Below are 21,931 nucleotides of genomic sequence, written 5' to 3' on the forward strand. Positions count from 1 at the left end.
ACGTGCGCATCACGCTCGGCAGGCCCGATCTGGCGAACTACTCCACTCGCTTCGACGTTCCTCCCGCATCACCGACGAGCCCGCTCACCGTCGCCTGGGGCGGCGTCACGACGCTGCTCCTCGACGACGGCGGCTCGGCGGTGATGACCGACGGATTCTTCTCCCGGCCAAGCCTTCTGACTGTGGCCGCCCGCCCGCTGAGGTCGTCGCGCGCACGGATCGACGCCGGACTGTCCCGGCTGGGGGTGGATCGTCTCGAGGCGGTCGTGCCGGTGCACACCCATTACGACCACGCGATGGACTCCGCAGAGGTCGCCCGGCGCACCGGTGCCCGCCTTGTCGGTGGGACGTCGGCCGCCCTCATCGGGCGCGGACACGGCCTCGAACGCGTCGAGGTCGTCGGATCCGGCGAACCCGTCACCGCGGGCACCTACGACATCACGCTGATCGAGGGCAGTCACTGCCCCCCGGATCGCTTCCCCGGCAGCATCACCGCTGCGGTCGTTCCCCCGGCCAGGGCATCGGCCTACCGGTGCGGCGAGGCGTGGTCGATGCATGTGCGCCACCGCCCCACCGGACGCGCGCTGCTGATCGTCGGCAGCGCCGGATACGTGCCGGACGCACTGGCCGGCCTGCGCGCCGACGTGGTCTACCTGGGCGTCGGCCAACTCGGGCTGCAGCCGCAGAGCTACCTCACCGAGTACTGGGCACAGACGGTCAGGATGGTCGGTGCGCGCCGGGTGGTGCTGACCCACTGGGACGACTTCTTCCGGCCGCTGGACAAGCCGTTGCGCGCGTTGCCCTATGCCGCCGACGATCTCGACGTCTCGATTGCCGTGCTGACCCGGCTGGCCGCCGACGACGATGTCGCACTGCACCTGCCCACGCTGTGGCGGCGCGACGATCCGTGGAGCTGACGCTGGCGCTGGTCGCGCTCGTCGCGGTGCTCGCATTCGCGCTCGCCCGGCCACACGGATGGCCCGAGGCCGTCGTCGCGGTGCCCGCAGCCGGCGTGGTCCTCGCCGCCGGTGCGATCTCCTGGCGGGAGGCACTCGGCGAAGTGGTCGAACTGCTGCCCGTGGTGGGCTTCCTCGCCGCGGTGCTGGTGCTCGCGCGCCTGTGTGACGACGACGGCCTCTTCCACGCGGCTGGCGTGGCGATGGCACGGGCCACTTCGGGCAGCCAGAACCGGCTGCTGGCTTCGGTGTTCGCCGTTGCCGCCGCGGTCACGGCGATCCTGAGCCTGGACGCCACCGTCGTGCTGCTGACGCCGGTGGTCCTGGCGACCGCCCGGACGCTCGCCGTGCCTGCCAAACCGCACGCCTACGCCACCGCCCATCTGGCCAACAGCGGGTCCCTGCTTCTGCCGGTGTCCAACCTGACGAACCTGCTGGCGTTCAGCGCGGCCGGGTTGACGTTCGTTCACTTCGCAGCGGTCATGACGCTTCCCTGGCTTGCTGCCGTCGTCACCGAATTTGTGTTGCTGCGTTGGGTTTTCGCCAAGGATCTGGTGGTGAGGCCGCGACAGGATGTGGTCACAGGGCCGATCGAGCTGCCGGTGTTCACCCTCGTCGTCCTCGGCCTGACCCTGGCCGGCTTCGCGGCGACCTCGCTGCTCGGCTTCTCCCCCGCATGGGCCGCGCTGGCCGGGGCGGCGGTGCTGGGGGTGCGCGGCCTCGCCCACCGGCGCACGTCGATCACGAGGATCGCGGCCGCGGTCGACACCCCGTTCCTGGCCTTCGTGTTGTGCCTGGGCATCGTCGTGAACGCCGTAATGAGCAACGGGCTGGGATCGGCGATGCAGCGGATGATCCCGGACGGCACAGGCCTGCTCGCGCTGCTCGGGATCGCGGCCGTGGCCGCGGTGCTGTCCAACGTGGTCAACAACCTGCCCGCCGTTCTGGTGCTGCTGCCGTTGGTGACGGGGGCTGGGCCGGCAGCGGTGCTGGCGGTGTTGATCGGGGTGAACGTCGGCCCGAACCTGACCTACATCGGTTCACTGGCGAACCTGTTGTGGCGCGCGGTGGTGCGAAGGGACTCCGGTGACGGCGACGCCGGTTTCGGCGAGTTCAGTCGCGTCGGCTTGCTGACCACGCCTGTGGTGTTGATCGCGGCGGTCCTGGGACTGTGGGCGGGAGTCCAGCTGGTCGGGCTCTAGGTCCGGCGCTGGCGCGCGATCTCGGCCAGCACCACGCCCGCGGCGACCGACGCGTTGAGCGACTCGGTGGGCCCCGCCATCGGAATCGAGACGACGGCGTCGCAGTTCTCCCGGACCAGCCGGGACAACCCCTTGCCCTCCGAGCCGACCACGACCACGATCGGGCCGGCACCGTCGATCGCGTCGATCTCGGTGTCCCCGCCGGCGTCGAGTCCGACGATCTGCAGGCCCGCATCACCCCACTGCTGCAGCGTCCGGTTGAGGTTCGTCGCCCGCGCGACGCGCAGCCTGGCGGCCGCCCCCGCACTGGTGCGCCACGCGACGGCGGTCACCGACGCCGACCTGCGCTGCGGGATCAGCACACCGTGCCCGCCGAACGCCGCGACCGACCGGATGATGGCACCGAGGTTGCGGGGGTCGGAGATGTTGTCCAGCGCCACCAGAAGCGGCTGTGCCGCCTCACTTTTCGCCTGTGCCAGCAGGTCGTCGGGATGCGCGTAGTCGTACGGCGGCACCTGCAGGGCCAGCCCCTGGTGCATGCCGTTGGCCGCGATCCGGTCCAGGTCGTGGCGAGGCACCTCGAGGATCGAGATCCCCTTGTCGGCGGCGATCTGCACGGCCTCGGTGAGCCGCTCGTCGGAATCCGCGCCCAGCGCCACATACAGTGCGGTCGCCGGCGCGTCGGCACGCAGACACTCCAGCACCGGATTACGACCGAGGACGATCTCGGTGTCGTCGGTTTTCTTGTGCCTGCCCTGCTGCTTGCGGGCGGTCTGGGCGGCCCGCTTGCCCGCCGGGTGGTGGGGCCGCTGATGTGCGGGCGGGGTGGCGCCCTTGCCCTCGAGCCCGCGGCGGCGAACCCCGCCGGAGCCGACGGTCGGTCCCTTCTTGGTGCCCGTTTTCCGTACGGCGCCCCGCCGTTGGGAGTTGCCAGCCATTACTTGTCCGACCCGTCTAGTAGCGACCACTGAGGACCGTCAGCGGTGTCGGTGACCTCGATTCCTGCCTCTTTGAGCCGATCGCGGATGGCGTCGGCCTCCGCCCAGTCGCGGCGCAGCCTCGCGTCCTCACGCCTGCGTACCTCGGCATGCACGAGCACGTCCACCGCGGCCAGCGCCGCCGACGTCTCGTCGCGCGACTCCCAACGCTCGTCCAGCGGGTCCGCGCCGAGGATCCCCATCATCGCGCGGATCGACATCGCGTGGGCCAGTGCGGCGTCGTGGTCACCCGCGTCGAGCGCGCGATTGCCCTCGGCGCGGGCGGCGTGAACCTCGGCGAGGGCGGCCGGAACCGCGAGGTCGTCGTCGAGCGCTGCGCCGAACCTCGGCGTCCACTGACCCGGCACCACCGCGCCGACCCGGCTGCGCACCCGGTGGAGGAAGTCCTCGATACCGGCATAGGCCTTGGCCGCGTCCTGCAGCGCGTTCTCGGAGAACTCCAACATGGACCGGTAGTGCGCACTTCCCAGGTAGTAACGCAGCTCGGCGGCCCGGACCCGTTGCAGCACAGCCGGTATCGCGAGGACGTTGCCCAGCGACTTGCTCATCTTCTCGCCACCCATGGTGACCCAGCCGTTGTGCAGCCAGAACCGGGCGAACCTGTCTCCGGCGGCTTCGGCCTGCGCGATCTCGTTCTCGTGATGCGGGAAGACCAGATCCATTCCGCCCGCGTGGATGTCGAACTCCGCGCCGAGGTAGGCCTGGCACATCGCGACGCACTCGGTGTGCCAACCCGGACGTCCGCGCCCCCACGGCGTCGGCCAGGACGGCTCACCCGGTTTGGCGCCCTTCCACAACGTGAAGTCGTGCTGGTCGCGCTTGCCCGACGCGACGCCCTCCCCCTGGTGCACGTCGTCGATCCGGTGCCCGGAGAGCTTGCCGTAATCGGGGAGGGTGCCGACGTCGAAGTACACGTCCCCTCCCCCGGTGTAGGCGTGTCCCCGGTCGATCAGGCTCTCGATCAGCTCGACCATCTGGGTGATGTGGCCGGTCGCCCTCGGCTCCGCCGACGGCGGAAGCACCCCGAGGGCGTCGTACGCGGCCGTGAACGCGCGCTCGTAGGTCGCCGCCCACTCCCACCACGGACGACCGGCGTCGGCGGCCTTGTTGAGGATCTTGTCGTCGATGTCGGTGACGTTGCGGATGAACGCGACGTCGAATCCCTTGGCCGTCAGCCACCGGCGCAGGACGTCGAACGCGACGCCGCTGCGGACGTGGCCGATGTGCGGCAGACCCTGCACCGTCGCCCCGCACAGGTAGATCGAGACGTGGCCGGGCCGCAGTGGCGCGAAATCGCGCACACCGCCAGACAAGGTGTCATGCAGACGCATGACAGATGCGGGGCGTTCGGTCACGACGGGCCAGCTTACCGGCCTGTTCAGGCCTGATCGTCATCGCCGACCACTTCGGTGTTGGCCGGCTCCTCGCGCGAGCGCTCGTCGGTGTCGGCCGGCTCCTCGCGCGAGCGCTCGTCGGTGTCGGCCGGCTCCTCGCGCGAGCGCTCGTCGGTGTTCACCAGGGCCGTGGCGATCGCCGCCAGGCCCTCTCCCCGGCCGGTCAGGCCGAGACCGTCGGTGGTGGTCGCCGACACCGACACAGGAGCGTTCAGGAGCCCGGAGAGCAGTTGCTGGGCCTCGGCACGCCGCGGGCCGATCTTCGGGCGGTTGCCGATGACCTGCACGGCGGCGTTACCCACCCGGAATCCGGCGTCGGCCAGCAGCGAGTGCACATGCCGGAGCATGTCGGCGCCGCTGACCCCGCGCCACTCGGGTCGGTCGGTTCCGAACACCTCGCCGATATCGCCCATGCCGGCGGCCGAGAGCAACGCGTCGCACAACGCATGAGCAGCGACGTCGCCGTCGGAATGACCGGCGCAGCCGTCACTGCCCTCGAAGAGCAGGCACAGCAGCCAGCACGGGCGTCCGGCTTCGATGGGATGTACGTCGGTGCCGAGCCCCACTCTCGGCAGGCTCGTCATCGAATTCAGGAGGCGGCGGCGAGTGCCTCGTCGAGAATCGTCGCAGCCTTCTCGTCATCGGTGTTCTCGGCGAGCGCGAGCTCACCCACCAGGATCTGCCGGGCCTTGGCCAGCATCCGCTTCTCACCGGCAGACAGCCCGCGCTCCTGGTCGCGACGCCACAGGTCACGCACGACCTCGGCGACCTTATTCACGTCGCCGGAGGCCAACTTCTCCAGATTCGCCTTGTACCGGCGCGACCAGTTGGTCGGCTCCTCGGTATGCGGGGCGCGCAGCACCTGGAAGACCTTGTCCAGGCCCTCCTGCCCGACGACATCACGAACGCCGACGTACTCTGCGTTGTCAGCGGGAACACGAACAGTGAGATCTCCCTGCGAAACCTTCAGGACGAGGTATTCCTTCGATTCGCCCTTGATGGTCCGGGTTTCGATCGCCTCGATCAACGCAGCACCGTGGTGTGGATAGACGACGGTGTCTCCGACCTTAAAAATCATCAGTTTCGAGCCCCTTTCACCCCTTGATGTTAACACGGGCCGCCAAGGGGTGCGGATCAACGATGCAGGTCAGGGGCACAGTCAGCGAACACTAGGGGTTGACAGGCCAGCGAATCCGTGCAAGGTATCGGGCCCTGGGCGGTAGCTGCAGGACCACCGGGTACGCGCGGAATCGGCTCTCCGGCAGACGCATCGCCCCTGCGCTACCGCACGCTTTCGTCACCTACTACTCTGCATAGTCGAACTACCGGGACGACCAGGACCCGGCACGCCACGTCCCTCGTCGGCCGAGCAGGAGGCCCCAGTGAACCCCTTGAGACGGCGCACTCGTGCATATGGCCGGCCGGCCGCGCTGGCAGCGTTCGGGCTGACCGCAGCGGTCGTGCTGAGCGGTTGCAGCGCGGGCCAGGTCGCCCAGACCGCGACACAGGAGCCGGCCGTCAACGGCACCAGCGGCCGGGTGGGCGACATCGTGCTGCGCAACGTCCACCTGCAGGCCACCCAGACCGCGGACTACATCCAGCCGGGCCGCGACGTGGACCTGATCTTCGTCGCCGCCAACGACTCGGCCGACGTCGACGACAAGCTCCTGTCGATCAGCTCCGACGTCGGAAAGGTGACGTTGACGGGTGACGGCGCGGTGCCCGCGAACGGGGTGCTGGTGGTCGGGACGCCCGACGGCCAGCCGACACCGTTGGAGAGCGTCGAGGCCGCCGACTCCGCCGAGGCCACCGTGGCGGTGTCCAAGCCCATCACCAACGGCTTGACCTACGACTTCACGTTCACCTTCGAGAAGGCCGGCGAGACCACCGTCGGCGTGCCGATCTCGGCGGGCGAGGCGTCCCGTCGCGAGGCTGCCGGCGGGGGCGGCGAATCGCACGGTTCCTCGGGCGGGCACTGAGCCGCGTCGAGCTGGATTGGTCCGAGACACGGCCGTTGATGGCTGAGGTTCTGTCGGTCCCGGCGGTTACGGTCACCGCGTGGCCAGGGTCAGTTCGAAACCACGTTCGCAGTACCGCTGTTCGGAATGCCAACACGTCTCGGCCAAGTGGGTGGGCCGCTGCCCCGACTGCGGCACCTGGGGCACGGTCGACGAAGTCGTCCTGACGGCTGCGGTCGCCGGCGCCACCCGGCGTGCGGTGACGCCGACCTCGCCCGCGGTGCCCATCAGCTCCATCGACCCCGGCGTCACCCGCCACTTCCACACCGGTGTCAGCGAACTGGACCGGGTACTCGGCGGAGGCCTGGTGCCCGGCTCGGTCACGCTGTTGGCGGGCGATCCGGGTGTCGGCAAGTCGACGCTGCTGCTCGAGGTCGCCCATCGCTGGGCGCAGACCGGTCGCAGGGCGCTGTATCTGTCCGGTGAGGAGTCGGCGGGCCAGATCCGGCTGCGGGCCGAACGCACCGGTTGCACCCACGACGAGGTCTACCTGGCCGCCGAGTCGGACCTGCAGACCGCGCTCGGCCACATCGAGGCCGTGCAACCCTCCCTCGTCGTCGTGGACTCCGTGCAGACGATGTCCACCGCCGAGGTCGACGGCGTCACCGGCGGCGTCACCCAGGTCCGCGCGGTGACGACCGCTCTGACGATGACGGCGAAATCGACCGGGGTGGCGATTCTTCTCGTCGGTCACGTCACCAAGGACGGCGCCATCGCCGGGCCCCGCTCCCTCGAGCACCTCGTCGACGTCGTGCTGCACTTCGAGGGCGACCGTACCTCGGCGCTTCGGATGGTTCGCGGCGTCAAGAACAGGTTCGGCGCGGCCGATGAGGTCGGGTGTTTCCTGTTGCACGACAACGGGATCGAATGTGTCGCCGACCCCTCCGGACTGTTCCGCGATCAACGGCCCAAGGCGGTGTCGGGCACCGCGGTGACCGTCACCCTCGACGGCAAACGGCCCATGATCGGTGAGGTGCAGGCGCTGATCGGCTCGCCTGCGAGCGGCAGCCCGCGCCGGGCGGTCAGCGGCATCGACTCCTCCCGTGCGGCGATGATCACCGCGGTGCTGGAGAAGCGGGCAAAGCTGCCGGTCGGCATGAACGACATCTACCTGTCGACGGTCGGCGGCATGCGCCTGACCGATTCGTCGTCGGACCTCGCGGTGGCGCTCGCGATCGCCTCGGCATGTGTGGACCTGCCGATGCCCGCCAACGCGGTGGCGATCGGTGAGGTAGGGCTGGCCGGTGACCTGCGGCGGGTGACCGGGATGGACCGCCGCCTCGCCGAGGCGGCCCGGCTCGGGTTCACCTGCGCCGTGGTGCCCGCGGGCGTGACCACCGCGCCACCCGGGCTGCGGGTGGTTTCCGCCGACGACATCACCGCGGCGTTGCAGGTGTTGCGCCGGATCAGCCAGAATGGCGCGAGCTGACCCGAAACCGGGGGCAGGGGACCGAACCGTGGAGAGCAAGTGGCCGTGAAGTCGACGGGACGGACTTCTCGCACGGTCGTGCCGCTGGCCCGGCCGACACTGCGGGAGACCATCGCCCGGCTTGCCCCCGGAACCGCCCTGCGCGACGGCCTGGAGCGCATCCTGCGGGGCCGAACCGGCGCGCTGATCGTCATCGGGTACGACGACAGTGTCGAGACCATCTGCGACGGCGGCTTCTCGCTGGACGTCCGGTATGCGCCCACCCGGTTGCGGGAACTGTCGAAGATGGACGGAGCGGTGGTGCTGTCCAGCGATGGCAGCCGCATTCTGCGGGCCAACGTCCAGTTGGTGCCCGATCCGTCGATCCCCACCGAAGAGTCCGGAACCAGGCATCGCTCCGCCGAGCGCACCGCGATCCAGACCGGCTACCCGGTGATCTCGGTCAGCCATTCGATGAGCATCGTCACCGTCTACGTCGCAGGCGAACGCCACGTGGTGCCCGAATCGGCGACGATCCTGTCCCGCGCGAACCAGACCATCGACACGTTGGAACGCTACAAGACCCGCCTCGACGAGGTCAGCAGGCAGCTCTCGACGGCGGAGATCGAGGACTTCGTGACTCTGCGCGACGTGATGACGGTGGTGCAGCGGCTGGAGATGGTGCGCCGCATCAGCCTGGAGATCGACTCCGACGTCGTCGAACTGGGCACCGACGGACGCCAGCTCAAGCTCCAGCTGGAAGAGCTCGTCGGCGACAACGACATCGACCGTGAGCTGATCGTGCGTGATTACCACGCCAATCCCGATCCACCCACCGCGGCTCAGGTCAGCGCGACCCTCGAGGAACTGGACGGGCTCTCCGACGGTGAGTTGCTCGACTTCACCACTCTGGCAAGGGTTTTCGGATATCCGTCGACCGCTGAGGCGCAGGACTCGGCGATGAGTTCGCGCGGTTACCGCGCCATGGCCGGCATCCCTAGGCTGCAGTTCGCCCACGTGGACCTGCTCGTGCGGTCGTTCGGCTCACTACAGGGTCTGCTGGCCGCGAGCGCCAGCGACCTGCAGTCGGTGGACGGCATCGGGTCGATGTGGGCGCGCCACATCAGGGAAGGTCTGTCCCAGCTGGCCGAGTCCACGATCGCCGACCGGCTCGCATAGCCTCCGCGGCGGTCAGCCGACGGGGCCGGGCGGTTGCCCTGGCCCCTGCGGCGGAAGGCCGGGGTTCTGTGCGGGCTGGGCGAGCATGAACGGCACGGTCGCCGAACGCAGGTTGCCCAACTGCACGACCAGGTTGTAGGTGCCCGGCCCGATGGGCTGGCGCGGCAGCGGACAGTTCGGGGCCGAATCCATCCCGGTCCACGTCACCTCGGTGGTCACCTGCTCGCCCGGCTGGAAGGTCTTGATCAGCGTCTCGTTGGACGGCGCGCAGTCCAGGTTCGACCACAGCCGCTGGTTGTCCAGCGTGTACACGTAGGCGGCCAGCACCGCGGCGCCCACGTCACGCTGGCAGGCGACCAGGCCGATGTTGGTGACGACCATGGTGAACTTCGGCTGGTCACCGACGACGTACTGCGGGACGTTCGTGATGCCCTTGACCGCAAGCGTCGAATCGGGGCAGTCGTCGCCCTCTTTGAGGATCGGCGGCGGCACGACGGCGGCCGTCGGGGTCGGCGTCGGCGGCGGGGCCTGCTGGGCAGGCGGCTGGATCGGCGACTTGACCTCGGGGTTCTCCCCCGGCAGCGGTGTCGGAGCGGCGGCCTGGGAGTCCGAGGACTCGTTGGCGGTCGGCTGTTCGGAGCTGGTGCTGTTCATCACGACCACCGCGACGATGGCCGCGATCACGCCTATGACGAGCACCGCGATGCCGAGGGCCAGCGCCCGGCGTCGCCAGTAGATCTGTTGAGGCAGCGGGCCATGCGGTTCTAGATCCAGCACCACATCACGGTAAGGGCACGTCACGTCACGTTGTTCGAGGTTGCGCGGCGTGTCGCGCCTCAGCCTTCGCCGATATCGCCTATATGGTCGCGCAGAACGACCTGACCGTCGGCCAGGTGGTAGGTCAGCCCGACGATGGCCAGCGATCCGGCCGCTATCGCCTCGGCGATCGCCGTCGACCGGCTCAACAACTGCTTGCCCGTCTCGGTGACGTGCCTGGCCTCGAACTCGTCGATGCGGGTGAGGCCTTCCTTGCGGCCGGACAGGATCGACGGAATGACCCGCTCCACGACGTCGCGGACATAGCCGCCGGGGATCTCGCCCTGGTCGAGGGCCGCCAGCGTCGCCCCGACAGCGCCGCAGCTGTCGTGGCCGAGAACCACGATCAGCGGGACGTTGAGGACGGTGACGGCGTACTCGATCGAGCCGAGCACCGAGCTGTCGACGACATGGCCGGCGGTGCGCACCACGAACATGTCGCCGAGGCCCTGGTCGAAGATGATCTCGGCGGCCACCCGGCTGTCCGCGCAGCCGAAGACCACGGCGGTGGGCTTCTGCGCCGCGGCGAGGCTGGCGCGGTGCTCGATGCTCTGGCTGGGATGCTCGGCCTTGCCGGCGACGAAGCGCTCGTTACCCTCTTTGAGTGCTTTCCACGCGGTCAAGGGGTTCGTGTTGGGCATGGTCGTCATTGTGCCTCAGTGGGCAGGGATGATCGATCCGACCGAGCTGGTGGCGTGGTTTGCGCGCGCCCAGCGTGACCTGCCGTGGCGGCGCCCCGGCGTCTCGGCATGGCAGATCCTGGTCAGCGAGTTCATGCTGCAGCAGACGCCGGTGGCGCGGGTGGAGCCCGTCTGGCTGGCCTGGGTCGCCCGCTGGCCCACGCCCTCGGCGACGGCGGCGGCAGGTGCGGCCGACGTGCTGCGCGCCTGGGGCAAGCTCGGTTATCCGCGACGGGCCAAGCGGCTTCACGAATGCGCGTCGGTGATCGCCGCTGAGCACCGCGACGTCGTGCCTGCCGATGTCGAAACCCTGCTGTCGCTACCGGGCGTCGGGACGTACACCGCGCGTGCCGTCGCGTGCTTCGCCTACCGGCAGCGGGTGCCGGTTGTGGACACGAACGTACGGCGGGTGGTGGCCAGGGCGGTGCACGGCCGCGAAGACGCGGGGTCGCCGTCGGCCCGCGACCTCGACGACGTCGCCGCGCTGCTGCCCGACGACTCGACCGCGCCGCAGTTCTCGGCGGCGCTGATGGAGTTGGGCGCCACGGTCTGCACCGCCCGCGGTCCGCGCTGCGGGCTGTGCCCGTTGTCGCACTGCGCGTGGCGGTCGCTGGGATTCCCGGCGGGCACCGGTGCCCCCAAGCGAACGCAGCGCTACGCGGGTACCGACCGCCAGGTGCGCGGTCGGTTACTGGATGTGTTGCGCGGCAGCGCTTTTCCCGTCGCTCGTGCGGAGCTCGACGTGGCGTGGACGACCGACACCGCGCAGCGGGACCGGGCGCTGGATTCGCTGCTCATCGACGGGTTGGTGGAGCAGACCGACGACGGCAGGTTCGCGCTGTGCGGCGAGGCGGGAACCGACGATCAGGCGGTCGCGGCGCAGTCGGAGTCTGCGCAGGCGAAGCGCTTGCGATAGTCCGAGGGCGTGACGCCGATGACCCGGCGGAAATGGTGGCGCAGCAGCGTCGCCGTGCCGAAGCCGGACTGCTCGGCAATGTGATCGATGTCCAGCGTCGACTCCTCGAGCAGCCGGCGCGCGAAAAGCACCCGCTGGTCGGTGACCCACTGCATCGGGGTGCGGCCTGTCTCCTCGACGAACCGGCGCGCGAACGTGCGGGCGGACATGTGCGCGCGCCGCGACAGCGTGGCCACGGTGTGCGGCTTGTCCAGGTTGGCCAGGATCCAGTCCAGGTGCGGCGCGAACCTCTCCGAACACCGCACCGGGATCGGCTGGTCGATGTACTGCCGCTGACCGCCGTCGCGCTGGGGCGGGACGACCATCCGCCGGGCGATCTTGTTGGTGACCTCGCTGCCCAGTTCCCGACGGACCAGGTGCAGACACGCATCGATGCCCGCGGCGGTGCCCGCGCTGGTGATCAGGTCTCCGTCGTCGACGAACAACACGTTGCGGTCGACGACGGCCGTGGGATACATGGCGGCGAGCTCGTCGGCGTGCATCCAGTGGGTGGTGCACGGCCTGCCGTCGAGCAGTCCGGCGGCGCCCGCGACGAACGCGCCCGAGCACACGGTCAAGATCATCGACCCCGACTCGGCCGCCCGGCGGACCGCGGCGAGAGCGTCTGGCGAGTACTCGGAGCCACCGATGGCCGGGATGGCCACCAGGTCGGCGCCGATCAGGTCGTCGAGCCCGTGATCGGGGATGATCGTCGCCCCGACCGAGGTGCGCAACGGCTTGCCCGGCTCCGGTCCGCAGACCTTGAAATCGAAATTGGGGACACCGTCGGCTGACCGATCGATCCCGAACACCTCGCAGATGACGCCGAACTCGAAAACCGCGAGCCCGTCGAGCACCAGTGTCGACACACTTCTCAACGTCATGGCAGCATCTTATCGAAGCGTGTCACTTCAGCCACTGTTGGCACGATGTTGTCGGCGCGCACGATTGCTGCCATGAGTATCGCACTGACCTTCCTGATCCTTCTCGCCCCGTTCGCTGTCTCCGCGCTGCTCAGCTGGGCGGCGAACCGCTCCGGGTCCCTACGGCTGCGCCTCGATCAGTTCCCGTTCTCCGCCCCCATGGCGGGCCGGTTGTTCGAGGACCGCGACTCCTACCGGACACAACACGAACTGGACGCCATCCGCACCCGCTTCGAGAAGCAGCCGCTGTGGCCGAACTCAGGCGCCACAGGGGAACGTCGATAGAAACGCCTCCACCGCGTCCCGATATTTCCGCGGCGCGTCGTCGTGGACGAGATGCCCGGCGCCGGACACGTGCAGATACGTCGCCCGGACCCCCGTCTCCGCCATCTTCTTCATCTGCCCCGGCGGCGTCACCGAGTCTCCGGCCTCCATCAGCAGCGTCGGCGCCGACACCGCCCGCCATTGACTCCAGTAGTCGCGGGTCCCCCACTCGGCGGCGATCTCTATCCAGCGGTGCGGGTCGCCGTGCAGGCGCCAGCCGGTGGCGGTGCGGTCGAACGCCTCGAGGAAGTACCGACCGGCCACCGGCCCGAACTCGTCGTAAACCTGTTGTGCCGTGGCGAATTCCGCGGGAAGCGCGTGCAACCACGGCTCCCACGGACCGGTGGTTCGTCCGCGGAAGTCCGGGGCCATGTCCTCGACGACCACGGCGCTGACCAGGTCGGGCCGTTCCGCCGCCAGACACCAGGAGTGCAGCGCGCCCATCGAATGCCCGACCATCACCGCCGGCCTGCCGAGGCTCGCCACCGCATCGCCGAGATCGGCGACGAAGCGTTCGGTGGATACCGGGAACCCGTCGTCCACCCCGCGGCCGCGGTGCCACGGCGCGTCGTAGGTGAACACCTCACCCCACTGCGCCAGCCATGGCACCTGACGCGACCACGTGGTGCCCCGGCCCATCAGCCCGTGCACCAACACCAGGGGCGTGCCTTCGCCGCCGCGGCGGGCCAGCAGTGGGGTGTCCATGTGCTCATCTTGCCTACGCCTAGCGGTAACCTGATCGGCATGCCCAGCCAGAACCCCGTGGTGAAGATCAACGCAATCGAGGTCCCGCCCGACGCCGGTCCGGAACTGGAGAAGCGCTTCGCGCACCGCGCCCACGCCGTCGACAACCAGCCCGGCTTCCTCGGCTTTCAACTGCTGCGCCCCGTCAAGGGCGAGGACCGCTACTTCGTGGTGACCCAGTGGGAGTCCGAAGAGGCCTTCCAGACATGGGCGACCGGGCCCGCCATCGAGGCGCACGCCGGCGAGCGCGCCAACCCCGTCGCCACCGGAGCGTCACTGCTGGAGTTCGAAGTTGTACTCGACGTTGCCGGGACCGACGCCACTGCGTGAGGCAGCCCGGGCTCGGCGCCGAGCGACCAAGCTGACGGTCGCACTCGTCCTCGTCGCAGCCCTGGCCTGCGGATGTGCCACGTCCCGGCCGGCGCCCGCCGAGACCGCGTACGGCGTGGCCATCCAGATCAACACACCACAGGGTCTGCGCGCCAAGCAGACCATGGACATGCTCAACAGCGACTGGCCGATAGGTCCCGTCGGGGTGCGCACTCTGGCCGCGCCGCAGGTCCTCGAGCACGTCGGGGTGACGCTCGACCGGATGTGGTGGGACCGGCCGTTCACCCTCACGAACGTCGACGTCGGCGCCGGTCACGCAACGCTGCACGTCCTCACGTCCTACGGTGTCGCGCAGACCATCGAGCTGCACACCGACGACGCGGGCATGGTGGACCGGTTCCAGGTGGCGCTCGACCCGCCGGTGATCGAGAAGTGGGCCGATATCGACACCGAACTGACCAAGTCCGGTGCGCGGTATTCCTACCAGGTCGCCAAGGTCACCGACGGCAAGTGCGTCAAGGTGGCCGGCACCAACATCGACATGTCGCTGCCGTTGGCGTCGATCTTCAAGCTCTACGTGCTGCTCGCCGTCGCAGAGGCGGTGAAGGCCGACACCGTCCAGTGGTCCGACCCGCTGACGATCACCAAGGAGGCAAAGGCGGTCGGCTCCTCGGGATTCGACGACCTGGCACCCGGATCCACGGTGACAGTGCGTGAAGCCGCGCAACAGATGATCTCGGCGAGCGACAACATGGCCACGGATCTGCTGATCGACCGGCTCGGGCCGGGAGCCATCGAGCGTGCGCTGGTGATCGCAGGCCACCACGACCCGTCCAGCATGACGCCGTTTCCCACCATGCACGAGCTGTTCTCCGTCGGCTGGGGCACTCCGGACCTGCGTGAACAGTGGAAGCAGGCGTCTCCGCAGGGCCGCGCCCAGCTCCTCCAGCAGACGAACTCGCGACCCTACGAACCGGATCCGCACCGCACCCACACGCCGGCCTCCGGCATCGGCGCCGAGTGGTACGGCAGCGCCGCGGACATCTGCCGGTTGCACACGGCACTGCAGGTGGGCGCCGTCGGCGAGGCGGCCCCCGTCAAGGACATCCTGTCCGCGGTTCCCGGAATCGATCTCGACCGAACGGAATGGCCCTACATCGGCGCCAAGGCAGGCAACCTGCCGGGCGACCTGACGTTCAGCTGGTATGTCGTCGACCGGGCCGGGCAGCCGTGGGTTGTCAGCCTTCAGGCGAACTGGCCGCAGTTCCGCAGCCAGACCGCTGCGGGCTGGCTGATGTCGATCGTGAAGCAGGCCTTCGGGCTCATCCCCAACGGATGACTCAGGGAGACGACCGGAGGGTCCACGCGTGCCCGCGGAAATGCATCACGGTGCGGCTCACGGGTGCGATGTCGATCCGCCAGAACGACTTCGGCGGAGCGTCCAGCGCGACGAGGATCGCGGCACGAATCACCGCGGGGTGAGTGACGGCGACCACGCGGCCGCGCTCGGACGTCAGCGAGTTCATCCAGCCGGCAACCCGGCCGATCAGGTCGATCACCGTCTCGCCGCCGTGCGGCGCACGGCCGGGGTCCGTCAGCCAGATGGCCAACTCGGCGGGCAACACCCCGCCGAGCACATCCCCGCGCCAGCGCCCGCAGTCCAGGTCGGCCAGCTTCGGCTCGGTCGATGGCCGCAGGCCGAGCAGGTCGGCGGTCTGACGGGTGCGCTTCTCCGGTCCGCAGCACACCTGCTCGCAGGCGCCGACGTCGATGCCTGCGCCGGCCTGCCGCCGGCCCGTCGAGTTGAGCGGTTCGTCGGTGGGGAACCGTCCGGCTGCCATCGCGTCCGTCATGGCGTGCGACACGAGGGTCAGCCGGACGACCTCACTCACGCGGGAAGTGCGTGCTTGCGCTCACCCAGTAGCCGCGACACCAGCGCGGCGAACACCAACGCGATGGTCGCGTAGATGACAACCTGCGTGCCCAACGAATACAACCGGAACTCGTAGAGCACGTCCGCCGGGAACCCTTCGTAGACGATGGCGCCTGCGTCGTCGACCAGCGGTCCCGGCGTCTCCTGGATATCCGGCAGAACCAGCATCACCACCGCGACCGCGACGACGTAGGCACCCGCCGCCGCCAGCGCGGCATTCCACGTGCCCAGCCGCGCCACCAGCCGACGGCCGAGGTAGACCGCACCAACCAGTAGCGCCGCGGCCACCACGACCAGCAGCAGGTACAGCAGGGTGCGCTGCCGGATCGTCTCGTCGAGGCTCAGTGCCGGCGGGCTGGCCGGATACTTCAGCGACGGGATGACGTAGAGGCTCAGCAGCATTCCGCCCGCGACATAGAGCGACAGCAGGCGCGCCGAGATGTCACCGACCCGGCCGTACGCCACCGCGAACACGACGGCGAACAGCGCACCGATCGCGACGCTGAACGCCAGCACACCGAGCCCGAGACCGATGTTCATCTGGACGGCGCGGGTGATCCCGCCTTCGGCACCGTGACTGTGGGCGTGGCCCGCGGCGGCCTCGACGACCTCGTGCGCGGCGCCGACACCCTCCTCATAGCGGATGGCCTTCTCGATCTGGGGTTCGACGAAGATACGGGCGAACAGGAACGCCAGCACGCCCGCGACGGCGCCGGCCAACAGGCCGCGCCAGATGATCTGCTTCTCCATTTTCGGTTGTTCTCCCGCCGGGCTGTCAGTGGCAGGGGAAGCCGAGCAGGTGACGTGCGTCGTGCATGAACTCGTGGATGTAGGTGCTGTTACCGAACACCGACGTCGCACCCTGGTCCATGCCGACGAAGTAGAGCACCAGCAACGCGAGGAATGCCGTCGTCGACAGCCACACCGCCGCCTTGGCCCCCGACAGGTCGATGGCGCCGGCGCGGGTTCTGCTCACGTCAGGAGAAGTCATCATGGTTCCTTTCCGGGATCTCGCGTCCCAGTCACAGATGCGATGGACATCGGGTCTGACTGTCTACAGTGGCGCGACCGTTCTGGAGTCTCACCAGATTCCGCTGTCCATCGATTACAGGTGCATCGTAGGGTACGCCTCCGGCGCACGGCGCCATTGCGGTGAAGATGTGCCGCTGCGCACGGGCGACCGGACATGCCGAACGGGCGGCCACCCGATTGGGTGACCGCCCGTCCGGTCTCGCTGGAGTTACTCCGAAGTGGCCGCGCTCGGCGTGCCCGCGGCACCGGCCTGAGCCAGGTCCGGTTCGACGGGCACGGCAGGCTTGCGGCTCCCGACGAACGTGAAGACGGCGTCCTCGCCGGCACCCTCGCCGTCCCAGTTCTCGACGTCGACCGTCACGAGCTGGCCGGGACCGACCTCCTCGAACAGGATCTTCTCCGACAGCGCGTCCTCGATCTCGCGCTGGATGGTCCGGCGCAGCGGCCGAGCTCCCAGCACCGGGTCGAACCCGCGCTTGGCCAGCAACGACTTGGCCTTGTCGGTGAGCTCCATCGTCATGTCCTTGGCCTTGAGCTGCTTGCTCACCCGGCCGATCATCAGGTCGACCATCTTGATGATCTCGTCCTGAGTCAGCTGGTGGAACACGATGATGTCGTCGATGCGGTTGAGGAACTCCGGGCGGAAGTGCTTCTTCAGCTCGTCGTTGACCTTCTGCTTCATCCGCTCGTAGTTGTTCTCACCGCCACCCTGGGTGAAGCCCAGGCCGACCGCCTTGGAGATGTCGGAGGTGCCCAGGTTCGAGGTGAAGATCAGCACGGTGTTCTTGAAGTCGACCGTGCGGCCCTGACCGTCGGTCAGGCGACCGTCCTCGAGGACCTGCAACAGGCTGTTGTAGATCTCCTGGTGCGCCTTCTCGATCTCGTCGAACAGCACGACCGAGAACGGCTTGCGGCGCACCTTCTCGGTGAGCTGGCCGCCCTCCTCGTAGCCGACGTAGCCCGGGGGGGCACCGAACAGCCGCGAGGCGGTGAAGCGGTCGTGGAATTCGCCCATGTCGATCTGGATGAGCGCGTCGTCGTCGCCGAACAGGAAGTTCGCCAGCGCCTTGGACAGCTCGGTCTTACCGACACCGGACGGCCCGGCGAAGATGAACGACCCCGACGGGCGCTTGGGATCCTTGAGCCCGGCGCGGGTGCGGCGGATCGCCTTGGAGACGGCCTTGACGGCATCCTCCTGGCCGATGATCCGCTTGTGCAGCTCGTCCTCCATGCGCAGCAGCCGAGTGGTCTCCTCCTCGGTCAGCTTGAACACCGGGATGCCGGTCCAGTTGCCGAGCACCTCGGCGATCTGCTCATCGTCGACCTCGGCGACCACGTCGAGATCGCCTGAGCGCCACTGCTTCTCACGCTCGGCGCGCTGCGCGACCAGGGTCTTCTCCCGGTCCCGCAGGCTGGCTGCCTTCTCGAAGTCCTGCGCGTCGATCGCGGATTCCTTCTCCCGGCGCGCGTCGGCGATCTTCTCGTCGAACTCGCGCAGGTCCGGCGGCGCGGTCATCCGGCGGATCCGCATCCGGGCCCCGGCCTCGTCGATCAGGTCGATCGCCTTGTCCGGCAGGAACCGGTCGTTGATGTAGCGGTCGGCCAGGGTGGCCGCGGCCGCGATGGCGCCGTCGGTGATCGAGACGCGGTGGTGCGCCTCGTAGCGGTCGCGCAGTCCCTTGAGGATCTCGATGGTGTGCTCGACCGTCGGCTCGCCGACCTGCACCGGTTGGAACCGGCGCTCCAGCGCGGCGTCCTTCTCGATGTACTTGCGGTACTCGTCGAGCGTCGTCGCGCCGATGGTCTGCAGCTCGCCGCGAGCCAGCTTCGGCTTCAGGATGCTGGCCGCGTCGATCGCGCCCTCGGCGGCTCCCGCCCCGACGAGCGTGTGCAGTTCGTCGATGAACAGGATGATGTCGCCGCGGGTGTTGATCTCCTTGAGCACCTTCTTCAGGCGTTCCTCGAAGTCACCGCGGTAGCGGCTGCCGGCCACCAGCGAACCGAGGTCGAGCGTGTAGAGCTGCTTGTCCTTCAGCGTCTCGGGCACGTCGCCGTGAACGATCGCCTGCGCGAGGCCCTCGACGACGGCGGTCTTGCCGACACCGGGCTCGCCGATCAGCACCGGGTTGTTCTTGGTGCGGCGGCTCAGCACCTGCATGACCCGCTCGATTTCCTTCTCCCGGCCGATGACCGGGTCGAGCTTGCCCTCCATCGCGGCCGCGGTCAGGTTGCGGCCGAACTGGTCGAGGACCAGCGAGGTGGACGGATTGCCCGCCTCGCCGCCGCGGCCGCCGGTACCGGCCTCCGCGGTCTCCTTGCCCTGGTAGCCGCTCAGCAGCTGGATGACCTGCTGGCGGACCCGGGTCAGCTCGGCGCCGAGCTTGACGAGCACCTGCGCCGCCACACCCTCGCCCTCGCGGATCAGGCCGAGCAGGATGTGCTCGGTCCCGATGTAGTTGTGGCCGAGTTGCAGCGCCTCGCGCAGGCTAAGCTCGAGCACCTTCTTGGCACGCGGGGTGAAGGGGATGTGGCCCGACGGCGCCTGCTGGCCCTGGCCGATGATCTCCTCGACCTGGCTGCGCACGCCTTCCAGGGAGATGCCCAACGACTCGAGCGACTTGGCGGCCACGCCCTCGCCCTCGTGAATGAGTCCCAGCAGGATGTGCTCGGTGCCGATGTAGTTGTGATTGAGCATCCTGGCTTCTTCTTGAGCCAGGACGACAACCCGACGCGCACGGTCGGTGAATCTTTCGAACATCCGTGGTTACCTGCTCTCCATCGCATAGATAGGTGCCGCACGACGACCTTCGTGAGTCAGTGCTATGCACCTGCCGTCCACTGTAATGGGCGGCAGCCCCGGGTGCCCCGCCTGGAGGTCCCCTTCGGGAAACATCGAAAGTGACATCTCACGTAAGAACCGGCCTGCACCCGGTGCTGCTAGAGCAACGCGGGGAGGCGCTGATTCGTTTCAATGGCGGCGCCACGAGGAGTTCGCCGCTAGCGAACACCTGAACGGTGCGGAGTGTGCCGGCTATCGATTACTAGGTTGCTGCGTGAAACGCGTCGATCACGTCAGCGGGGATTCTGCCGCGTGTGGAGACGTTGTGGCCGTTGCGGCGCGCCCATTCTCTGATTGCTGCACTCTGCTCGCGGTCGATCGCCGCCCGTCCCCGGCCGGTGCCGACCGAGCGGCCACGCCTGCGGCCCCCGACCCGGCGGCCTGCATCGACCCACTGCTTCAGATCGCTGCGAAGCCTGGCGGCGTTCTTGGCGGAGAGGTCGATCTCGTAACTCACCCCGTCGAGACCGAATTCGACCGTCTCGTCGGCGGCGCCTTCACCGTCGAAATCATCCACCAACGTGACGGTGACCTTCTTGGCCATTAACCCCACTGCCCTTCGTTACACACTTCGTCATTCTTGGATATGACACCCACGCCCCGAGCACCAATGTGCCATACCGTGTCAATCCATTCAACAACGGATGAATCGTGGCAGTTCAGTTGCCGTGTCGACGAACAATGGGGAACAAAACCGTGTCCCTAATCGACAGACCGGTCAAGGCCATCAACAAGCGATCGATACCCATTCCTGTGCCGGTGGTTGGCGGCATTGCATACTCCAGTGCCGTCAGGAAATCCTCGTCGAGCGCCATTGCCTCATCGTCACCGGCCGCCGCCGCGCGCGCCTGCGCCTCGAATCTTTCCCGCTGAATGACCGGATCGATCAACTCGGAGTAACCGGTCGCCAGCTCGATATGTCGAACGTAGAGATCCCATTTCTCCGTGACTCCGTGGATGCTGCGATGAGTCCGCGTCAGCGGTGTGGTCTCCAGCGGGAAGTCGCGCACGAATGTCGGCGCCCAGAGCTTGTCTCCGACCGTGAATTCCCAGAGTTCCTCGACCAATTTCCCATGCCCGAAACCGCGATCCCGGGGAATCTCGACACCGAGGCGGTCGGCGATCTGCCAAAGTCGGTCCGCGGAAGTCTGCGGGGTGATCTCCTCGCCGAGCGCTTCGGACAATGACGGGTACATCTCAATGATGTCCCATTCCCCGTCGAGGTCGTACACGGTGCCATCAGGCAATGGCACCTTGCGTGTCCCGATGGCCTCGTCGGCGACCTCTTGAATAATTTCACGCGTCATGACCGCGGAATCGTCGTAGGTGCCGTAGGCCTGATATGTCTCGAGCATCGCGAATTCCGGTGAATGGGTGGAATCCGCGCCCTCGTTTCTGAACACCCGATTCAACTCGAAGACCCGGTCGAATCCGCCGACCACGCATCGTTTCAGAAAAAGTTCGGGTGCAATGCGCAGGTAGAGGTCTGCGTCGAGCGCATTGGAGTGCGTCACGAAAGGACGTGCCGCCGCACCGCCTGCCAGCGTTTGCAGGATCGGTGTCTCCACTTCGAGAAACCCGCGCCGTTCCAGCGCGGAACGCACCGCGCGCACCACCGCCACCCGCTGCCGGGCGACCGCCCGCGCCTCCGGGCGAACGATCAGGTCGACATAGCGCTGCCGGACCCTGGCCTCCTCGCTCAGTTCCTTGTGCGCGACCGGCAACGGCCGCAGCGCCTTGGACGTGATTTGCCAGGAGTCCGCGAGCACAGAGAGTTCGCCGCGACGGGAGCTGATCACCTCGCCGTGGACGAACACGATGTCACCCAGGTCGACGTCGGCCTTCCACGCGTCGAGTGATTCCCGCCCGACCCGATCGAGGCTGACCATCGCCTGCAGCTGCGATCCATCGCCCTCCTGCAGCGTCGCAAAGCACAGCTTTCCGGAGTTGCGCGCGAAGATCACCCGGCCCGCGACGCCGACCTGCTGACCCGTTTCGGTGTCAGCGGCCAGGTCGGGATAGGCCTCTCGCACCTCGGCGAGGCTGTGGGTGCGGGCCACCTCGACGGGATAGGGCTCGCGCCCCTCGGCGAGCAGCCGCTCGCGCTTGGCCTGACGAATCCGGAACTGCTCGGGAACGTCATCGCGGATCTCGTCGGAGTCAGGGTGGGAATCGGGGGGTGTCACGACGTGCCAGCTTA

At 68.3% G+C, this 21,931-nt stretch carries 22 protein-coding genes and 1 pseudogene; 9 read left to right on the plus strand and 14 right to left on the minus strand.

What is annotated here, in order from left to right:
* Positions 1-2 precede the first annotated feature (2 nt).
* The gene (locus H7I57_RS24070) at positions 3-917 is read left to right on the plus strand and encodes an MBL fold metallo-hydrolase (protein WP_264026591.1); all 915 of its coding nucleotides are present in this window, start codon (positions 3-5) and stop codon (positions 915-917) included.
* Complete coding sequence (locus H7I57_RS24075) at positions 908-2,158, plus strand: SLC13 family permease (protein WP_264026592.1); 1,251 nt, start codon at positions 908-910, stop codon at positions 2,156-2,158. The genes H7I57_RS24070 and H7I57_RS24075 overlap by 10 nt, the downstream gene beginning before the upstream one ends.
* On the opposite strand, the gene rlmB is transcribed toward H7I57_RS24075, so the two are convergent.
* From rlmB to carD, 4 genes and pseudogenes are all read right to left on the minus strand, one after another.
* Positions 2,155-3,096, minus strand: coding sequence for a 23S rRNA (guanosine(2251)-2'-O)-methyltransferase RlmB (gene rlmB / locus H7I57_RS24080; protein WP_264026593.1), 942 nt, complete (start codon positions 3,094-3,096; stop codon positions 2,155-2,157). The genes H7I57_RS24075 and rlmB overlap by 4 nt on opposite strands.
* Positions 3,096-4,487: a cysteine--tRNA ligase gene (cysS, locus tag H7I57_RS24085; protein ID WP_275081648.1), complete on the minus strand. Its 1,392-nt coding sequence runs from the start codon at positions 4,485-4,487 to the stop codon at positions 3,096-3,098. The genes rlmB and cysS overlap by 1 nt, the downstream gene beginning before the upstream one ends.
* 182 nt (positions 4,488-4,669) lie before the next feature.
* Positions 4,670-5,134, minus strand: a pseudogene (gene ispF / locus H7I57_RS24090) (2-C-methyl-D-erythritol 2,4-cyclodiphosphate synthase); the annotation flags it as partial.
* A gap of 5 nt (positions 5,135-5,139) precedes the next feature.
* Positions 5,140-5,628: an RNA polymerase-binding transcription factor CarD gene (gene carD, locus H7I57_RS24095; RefSeq protein WP_264026596.1), complete on the minus strand. Its 489-nt coding sequence runs from the start codon at positions 5,626-5,628 to the stop codon at positions 5,140-5,142.
* A gap of 304 nt (positions 5,629-5,932) precedes the next feature.
* On the opposite strand from carD, the gene H7I57_RS24100 reads away from it, so the two are divergent.
* From H7I57_RS24100 to disA, 3 genes are all read left to right on the plus strand, one after another.
* Positions 5,933-6,529, plus strand: a complete 597-nt coding sequence (locus tag H7I57_RS24100; protein ID WP_264026598.1) for a copper chaperone PCu(A)C domain-containing protein — start codon at positions 5,933-5,935, stop codon at positions 6,527-6,529.
* Positions 6,530-6,608: 79 nt separating this feature from the next.
* The gene (radA, locus tag H7I57_RS24105) at positions 6,609-7,997 is read left to right on the plus strand and encodes a DNA repair protein RadA (RefSeq protein WP_264026599.1); all 1,389 of its coding nucleotides are present in this window, start codon (positions 6,609-6,611) and stop codon (positions 7,995-7,997) included.
* Positions 7,998-8,036: 39 nt separating this feature from the next.
* Positions 8,037-9,155, plus strand: a complete 1,119-nt coding sequence (gene disA / locus H7I57_RS24110) for a DNA integrity scanning diadenylate cyclase DisA (protein WP_264026601.1) — start codon at positions 8,037-8,039, stop codon at positions 9,153-9,155.
* Positions 9,156-9,167: 12 nt separating this feature from the next.
* On the opposite strand, the gene H7I57_RS24115 is transcribed toward disA, so the two are convergent.
* Both H7I57_RS24115 and H7I57_RS24120 read right to left on the minus strand, forming a co-directional pair.
* Positions 9,168-9,932, minus strand: a complete 765-nt coding sequence (locus H7I57_RS24115) for a hypothetical protein (RefSeq protein ID WP_264026602.1) — start codon at positions 9,930-9,932, stop codon at positions 9,168-9,170.
* Between the two features lie 59 nt (positions 9,933-9,991).
* A complete protein-coding gene (locus H7I57_RS24120; protein WP_264026604.1) occupies positions 9,992-10,612 on the minus strand; it encodes a carbonic anhydrase in 621 nt (206 codons plus the stop codon).
* Positions 10,613-10,640: 28 nt separating this feature from the next.
* Here H7I57_RS24120 and H7I57_RS24125 point away from each other — a divergent pair, with 28 nt between their 5' ends.
* Positions 10,641-11,567: an HhH-GPD family protein gene (locus tag H7I57_RS24125; RefSeq protein ID WP_275081640.1), complete on the plus strand. Its 927-nt coding sequence runs from the start codon at positions 10,641-10,643 to the stop codon at positions 11,565-11,567.
* On the opposite strand, the gene H7I57_RS24130 is transcribed toward H7I57_RS24125, so the two are convergent.
* Entirely contained in the window at positions 11,516-12,490 is a 975-nt protein-coding gene (locus tag H7I57_RS24130; protein WP_264026607.1) for a helix-turn-helix domain-containing protein, read from the minus strand. The two genes, H7I57_RS24125 and H7I57_RS24130, sit on opposite strands and share 52 nt — an antisense overlap.
* Before the next feature lie 72 nt (positions 12,491-12,562).
* Here H7I57_RS24130 and H7I57_RS24135 point away from each other — a divergent pair, with 72 nt between their 5' ends.
* Complete coding sequence (locus H7I57_RS24135; protein ID WP_264026608.1) at positions 12,563-12,814, plus strand: hypothetical protein; 252 nt, start codon at positions 12,563-12,565, stop codon at positions 12,812-12,814.
* Here the strand turns inward: H7I57_RS24135 and H7I57_RS24140 are convergent.
* The gene (locus tag H7I57_RS24140) at positions 12,788-13,558 is read right to left on the minus strand and encodes an alpha/beta fold hydrolase (protein ID WP_264026610.1); all 771 of its coding nucleotides are present in this window, start codon (positions 13,556-13,558) and stop codon (positions 12,788-12,790) included. The genes H7I57_RS24135 and H7I57_RS24140 overlap by 27 nt on opposite strands.
* Before the next feature lie 39 nt (positions 13,559-13,597).
* Here H7I57_RS24140 and mhuD point away from each other — a divergent pair, with 39 nt between their 5' ends.
* Together mhuD and H7I57_RS24150 are read left to right on the plus strand one after the other, a co-directional pair.
* Positions 13,598-13,927, plus strand: coding sequence for a mycobilin-forming heme oxygenase MhuD (mhuD, locus tag H7I57_RS24145; protein WP_264026613.1), 330 nt, complete (start codon positions 13,598-13,600; stop codon positions 13,925-13,927).
* Entirely contained in the window at positions 13,902-15,266 is a 1,365-nt protein-coding gene (locus H7I57_RS24150; protein WP_264026616.1) for a serine hydrolase, read from the plus strand. The genes mhuD and H7I57_RS24150 overlap by 26 nt, the downstream gene beginning before the upstream one ends.
* A 1-nt stretch (position 15,267) precedes the next feature.
* Here the strand turns inward: H7I57_RS24150 and H7I57_RS24155 are convergent, their stop codons facing one another.
* The 6 genes from H7I57_RS24155 to lysS all read right to left on the minus strand — a co-directional run bounded on the left by H7I57_RS24155 (position 15,268) and on the right by lysS (position 21,917).
* Positions 15,268-15,819 carry a histidine phosphatase family protein gene (locus H7I57_RS24155; RefSeq protein WP_264026617.1) on the minus strand — a complete coding sequence of 184 codons (552 nt, stop codon included), beginning with the start codon at positions 15,817-15,819 and terminating at the stop codon, positions 15,268-15,270.
* On the minus strand, positions 15,816-16,610 hold the full coding sequence (locus tag H7I57_RS24160; protein WP_264026619.1) for a CbtA family protein: 795 nt from the start codon (positions 16,608-16,610) through the stop codon (positions 15,816-15,818). The genes H7I57_RS24155 and H7I57_RS24160 overlap by 4 nt, the downstream gene beginning before the upstream one ends.
* Positions 16,611-16,635: 25 nt before the next feature.
* Positions 16,636-16,851 (minus strand): CbtB domain-containing protein, encoded by a 216-nt coding sequence (locus tag H7I57_RS24165; protein ID WP_443678342.1) that lies wholly within the window; start codon positions 16,849-16,851, stop codon positions 16,636-16,638.
* A gap of 249 nt (positions 16,852-17,100) precedes the next feature.
* Complete coding sequence (gene clpC1, locus H7I57_RS24170; RefSeq protein WP_264026622.1) at positions 17,101-19,650, minus strand: ATP-dependent protease ATP-binding subunit ClpC; 2,550 nt, start codon at positions 19,648-19,650, stop codon at positions 17,101-17,103.
* Positions 19,651-19,933: 283 nt separating this feature from the next.
* Positions 19,934-20,275: a histone-like nucleoid-structuring protein Lsr2 gene (gene lsr2 / locus H7I57_RS24175; protein ID WP_264026623.1), complete on the minus strand. Its 342-nt coding sequence runs from the start codon at positions 20,273-20,275 to the stop codon at positions 19,934-19,936.
* A 115-nt stretch (positions 20,276-20,390) separates the two neighbouring features.
* A complete protein-coding gene (gene lysS, locus H7I57_RS24180; RefSeq protein WP_372510357.1) occupies positions 20,391-21,917 on the minus strand; it encodes a lysine--tRNA ligase in 1,527 nt (508 codons plus the stop codon).
* Positions 21,918-21,931: the final 14 nt, after the last annotated feature.

It is taken from the genome of Mycolicibacterium pyrenivorans, from assembly GCF_025821625.1.
GTDB lineage: Bacteria > Actinomycetota > Actinomycetes > Mycobacteriales > Mycobacteriaceae > Mycobacterium > Mycobacterium pyrenivorans.

What these genes read in the sequence shown, in the direction of transcription:
- mhuD (WP_264026613.1), top strand. Translation starts at nt 13,598, where the DNA reads ATGCCCAGCCAGAACCCCGTGGTGAAGATCAACGCAATCGAGGTCCCG.
- H7I57_RS24140 (WP_264026610.1), bottom strand. Translation starts at nt 13,558, where the DNA reads ATGGACACCCCACTGCTGGCCCGCCGCGGCGGCGAAGGCACGCCCCTG.
- H7I57_RS24135 (WP_264026608.1), top strand. Translation starts at nt 12,563, where the DNA reads ATGAGTATCGCACTGACCTTCCTGATCCTTCTCGCCCCGTTCGCTGTC.
- clpC1 (WP_264026622.1), bottom strand. Translation starts at nt 19,650, where the DNA reads ATGTTCGAAAGATTCACCGACCGTGCGCGTCGGGTTGTCGTCCTGGCT.
- H7I57_RS24160 (WP_264026619.1), bottom strand. Translation starts at nt 16,610, where the DNA reads ATGGAGAAGCAGATCATCTGGCGCGGCCTGTTGGCCGGCGCCGTCGCG.
- carD (WP_264026596.1), bottom strand. Translation starts at nt 5,628, where the DNA reads ATGATTTTTAAGGTCGGAGACACCGTCGTCTATCCACACCACGGTGCT.
- H7I57_RS24120 (WP_264026604.1), bottom strand. Translation starts at nt 10,612, where the DNA reads ATGCCCAACACGAACCCCTTGACCGCGTGGAAAGCACTCAAAGAGGGT.
- rlmB (WP_264026593.1), bottom strand. Translation starts at nt 3,096, where the DNA reads ATGGCTGGCAACTCCCAACGGCGGGGCGCCGTACGGAAAACGGGCACC.
- H7I57_RS24165 (WP_443678342.1), bottom strand. Translation starts at nt 16,851, where the DNA reads ATGACTTCTCCTGACGTGAGCAGAACCCGCGCCGGCGCCATCGACCTG.
- lsr2 (WP_264026623.1), bottom strand. Translation starts at nt 20,275, where the DNA reads ATGGCCAAGAAGGTCACCGTCACGTTGGTGGATGATTTCGACGGTGAA.
- H7I57_RS24125 (WP_275081640.1), top strand. Translation starts at nt 10,641, where the DNA reads ATGATCGATCCGACCGAGCTGGTGGCGTGGTTTGCGCGCGCCCAGCGT.
- H7I57_RS24130 (WP_264026607.1), bottom strand. Translation starts at nt 12,490, where the DNA reads ATGACGTTGAGAAGTGTGTCGACACTGGTGCTCGACGGGCTCGCGGTT.
- cysS (WP_275081648.1), bottom strand. Translation starts at nt 4,487, where the DNA reads ATGCGTCTGCATGACACCTTGTCTGGCGGTGTGCGCGATTTCGCGCCA.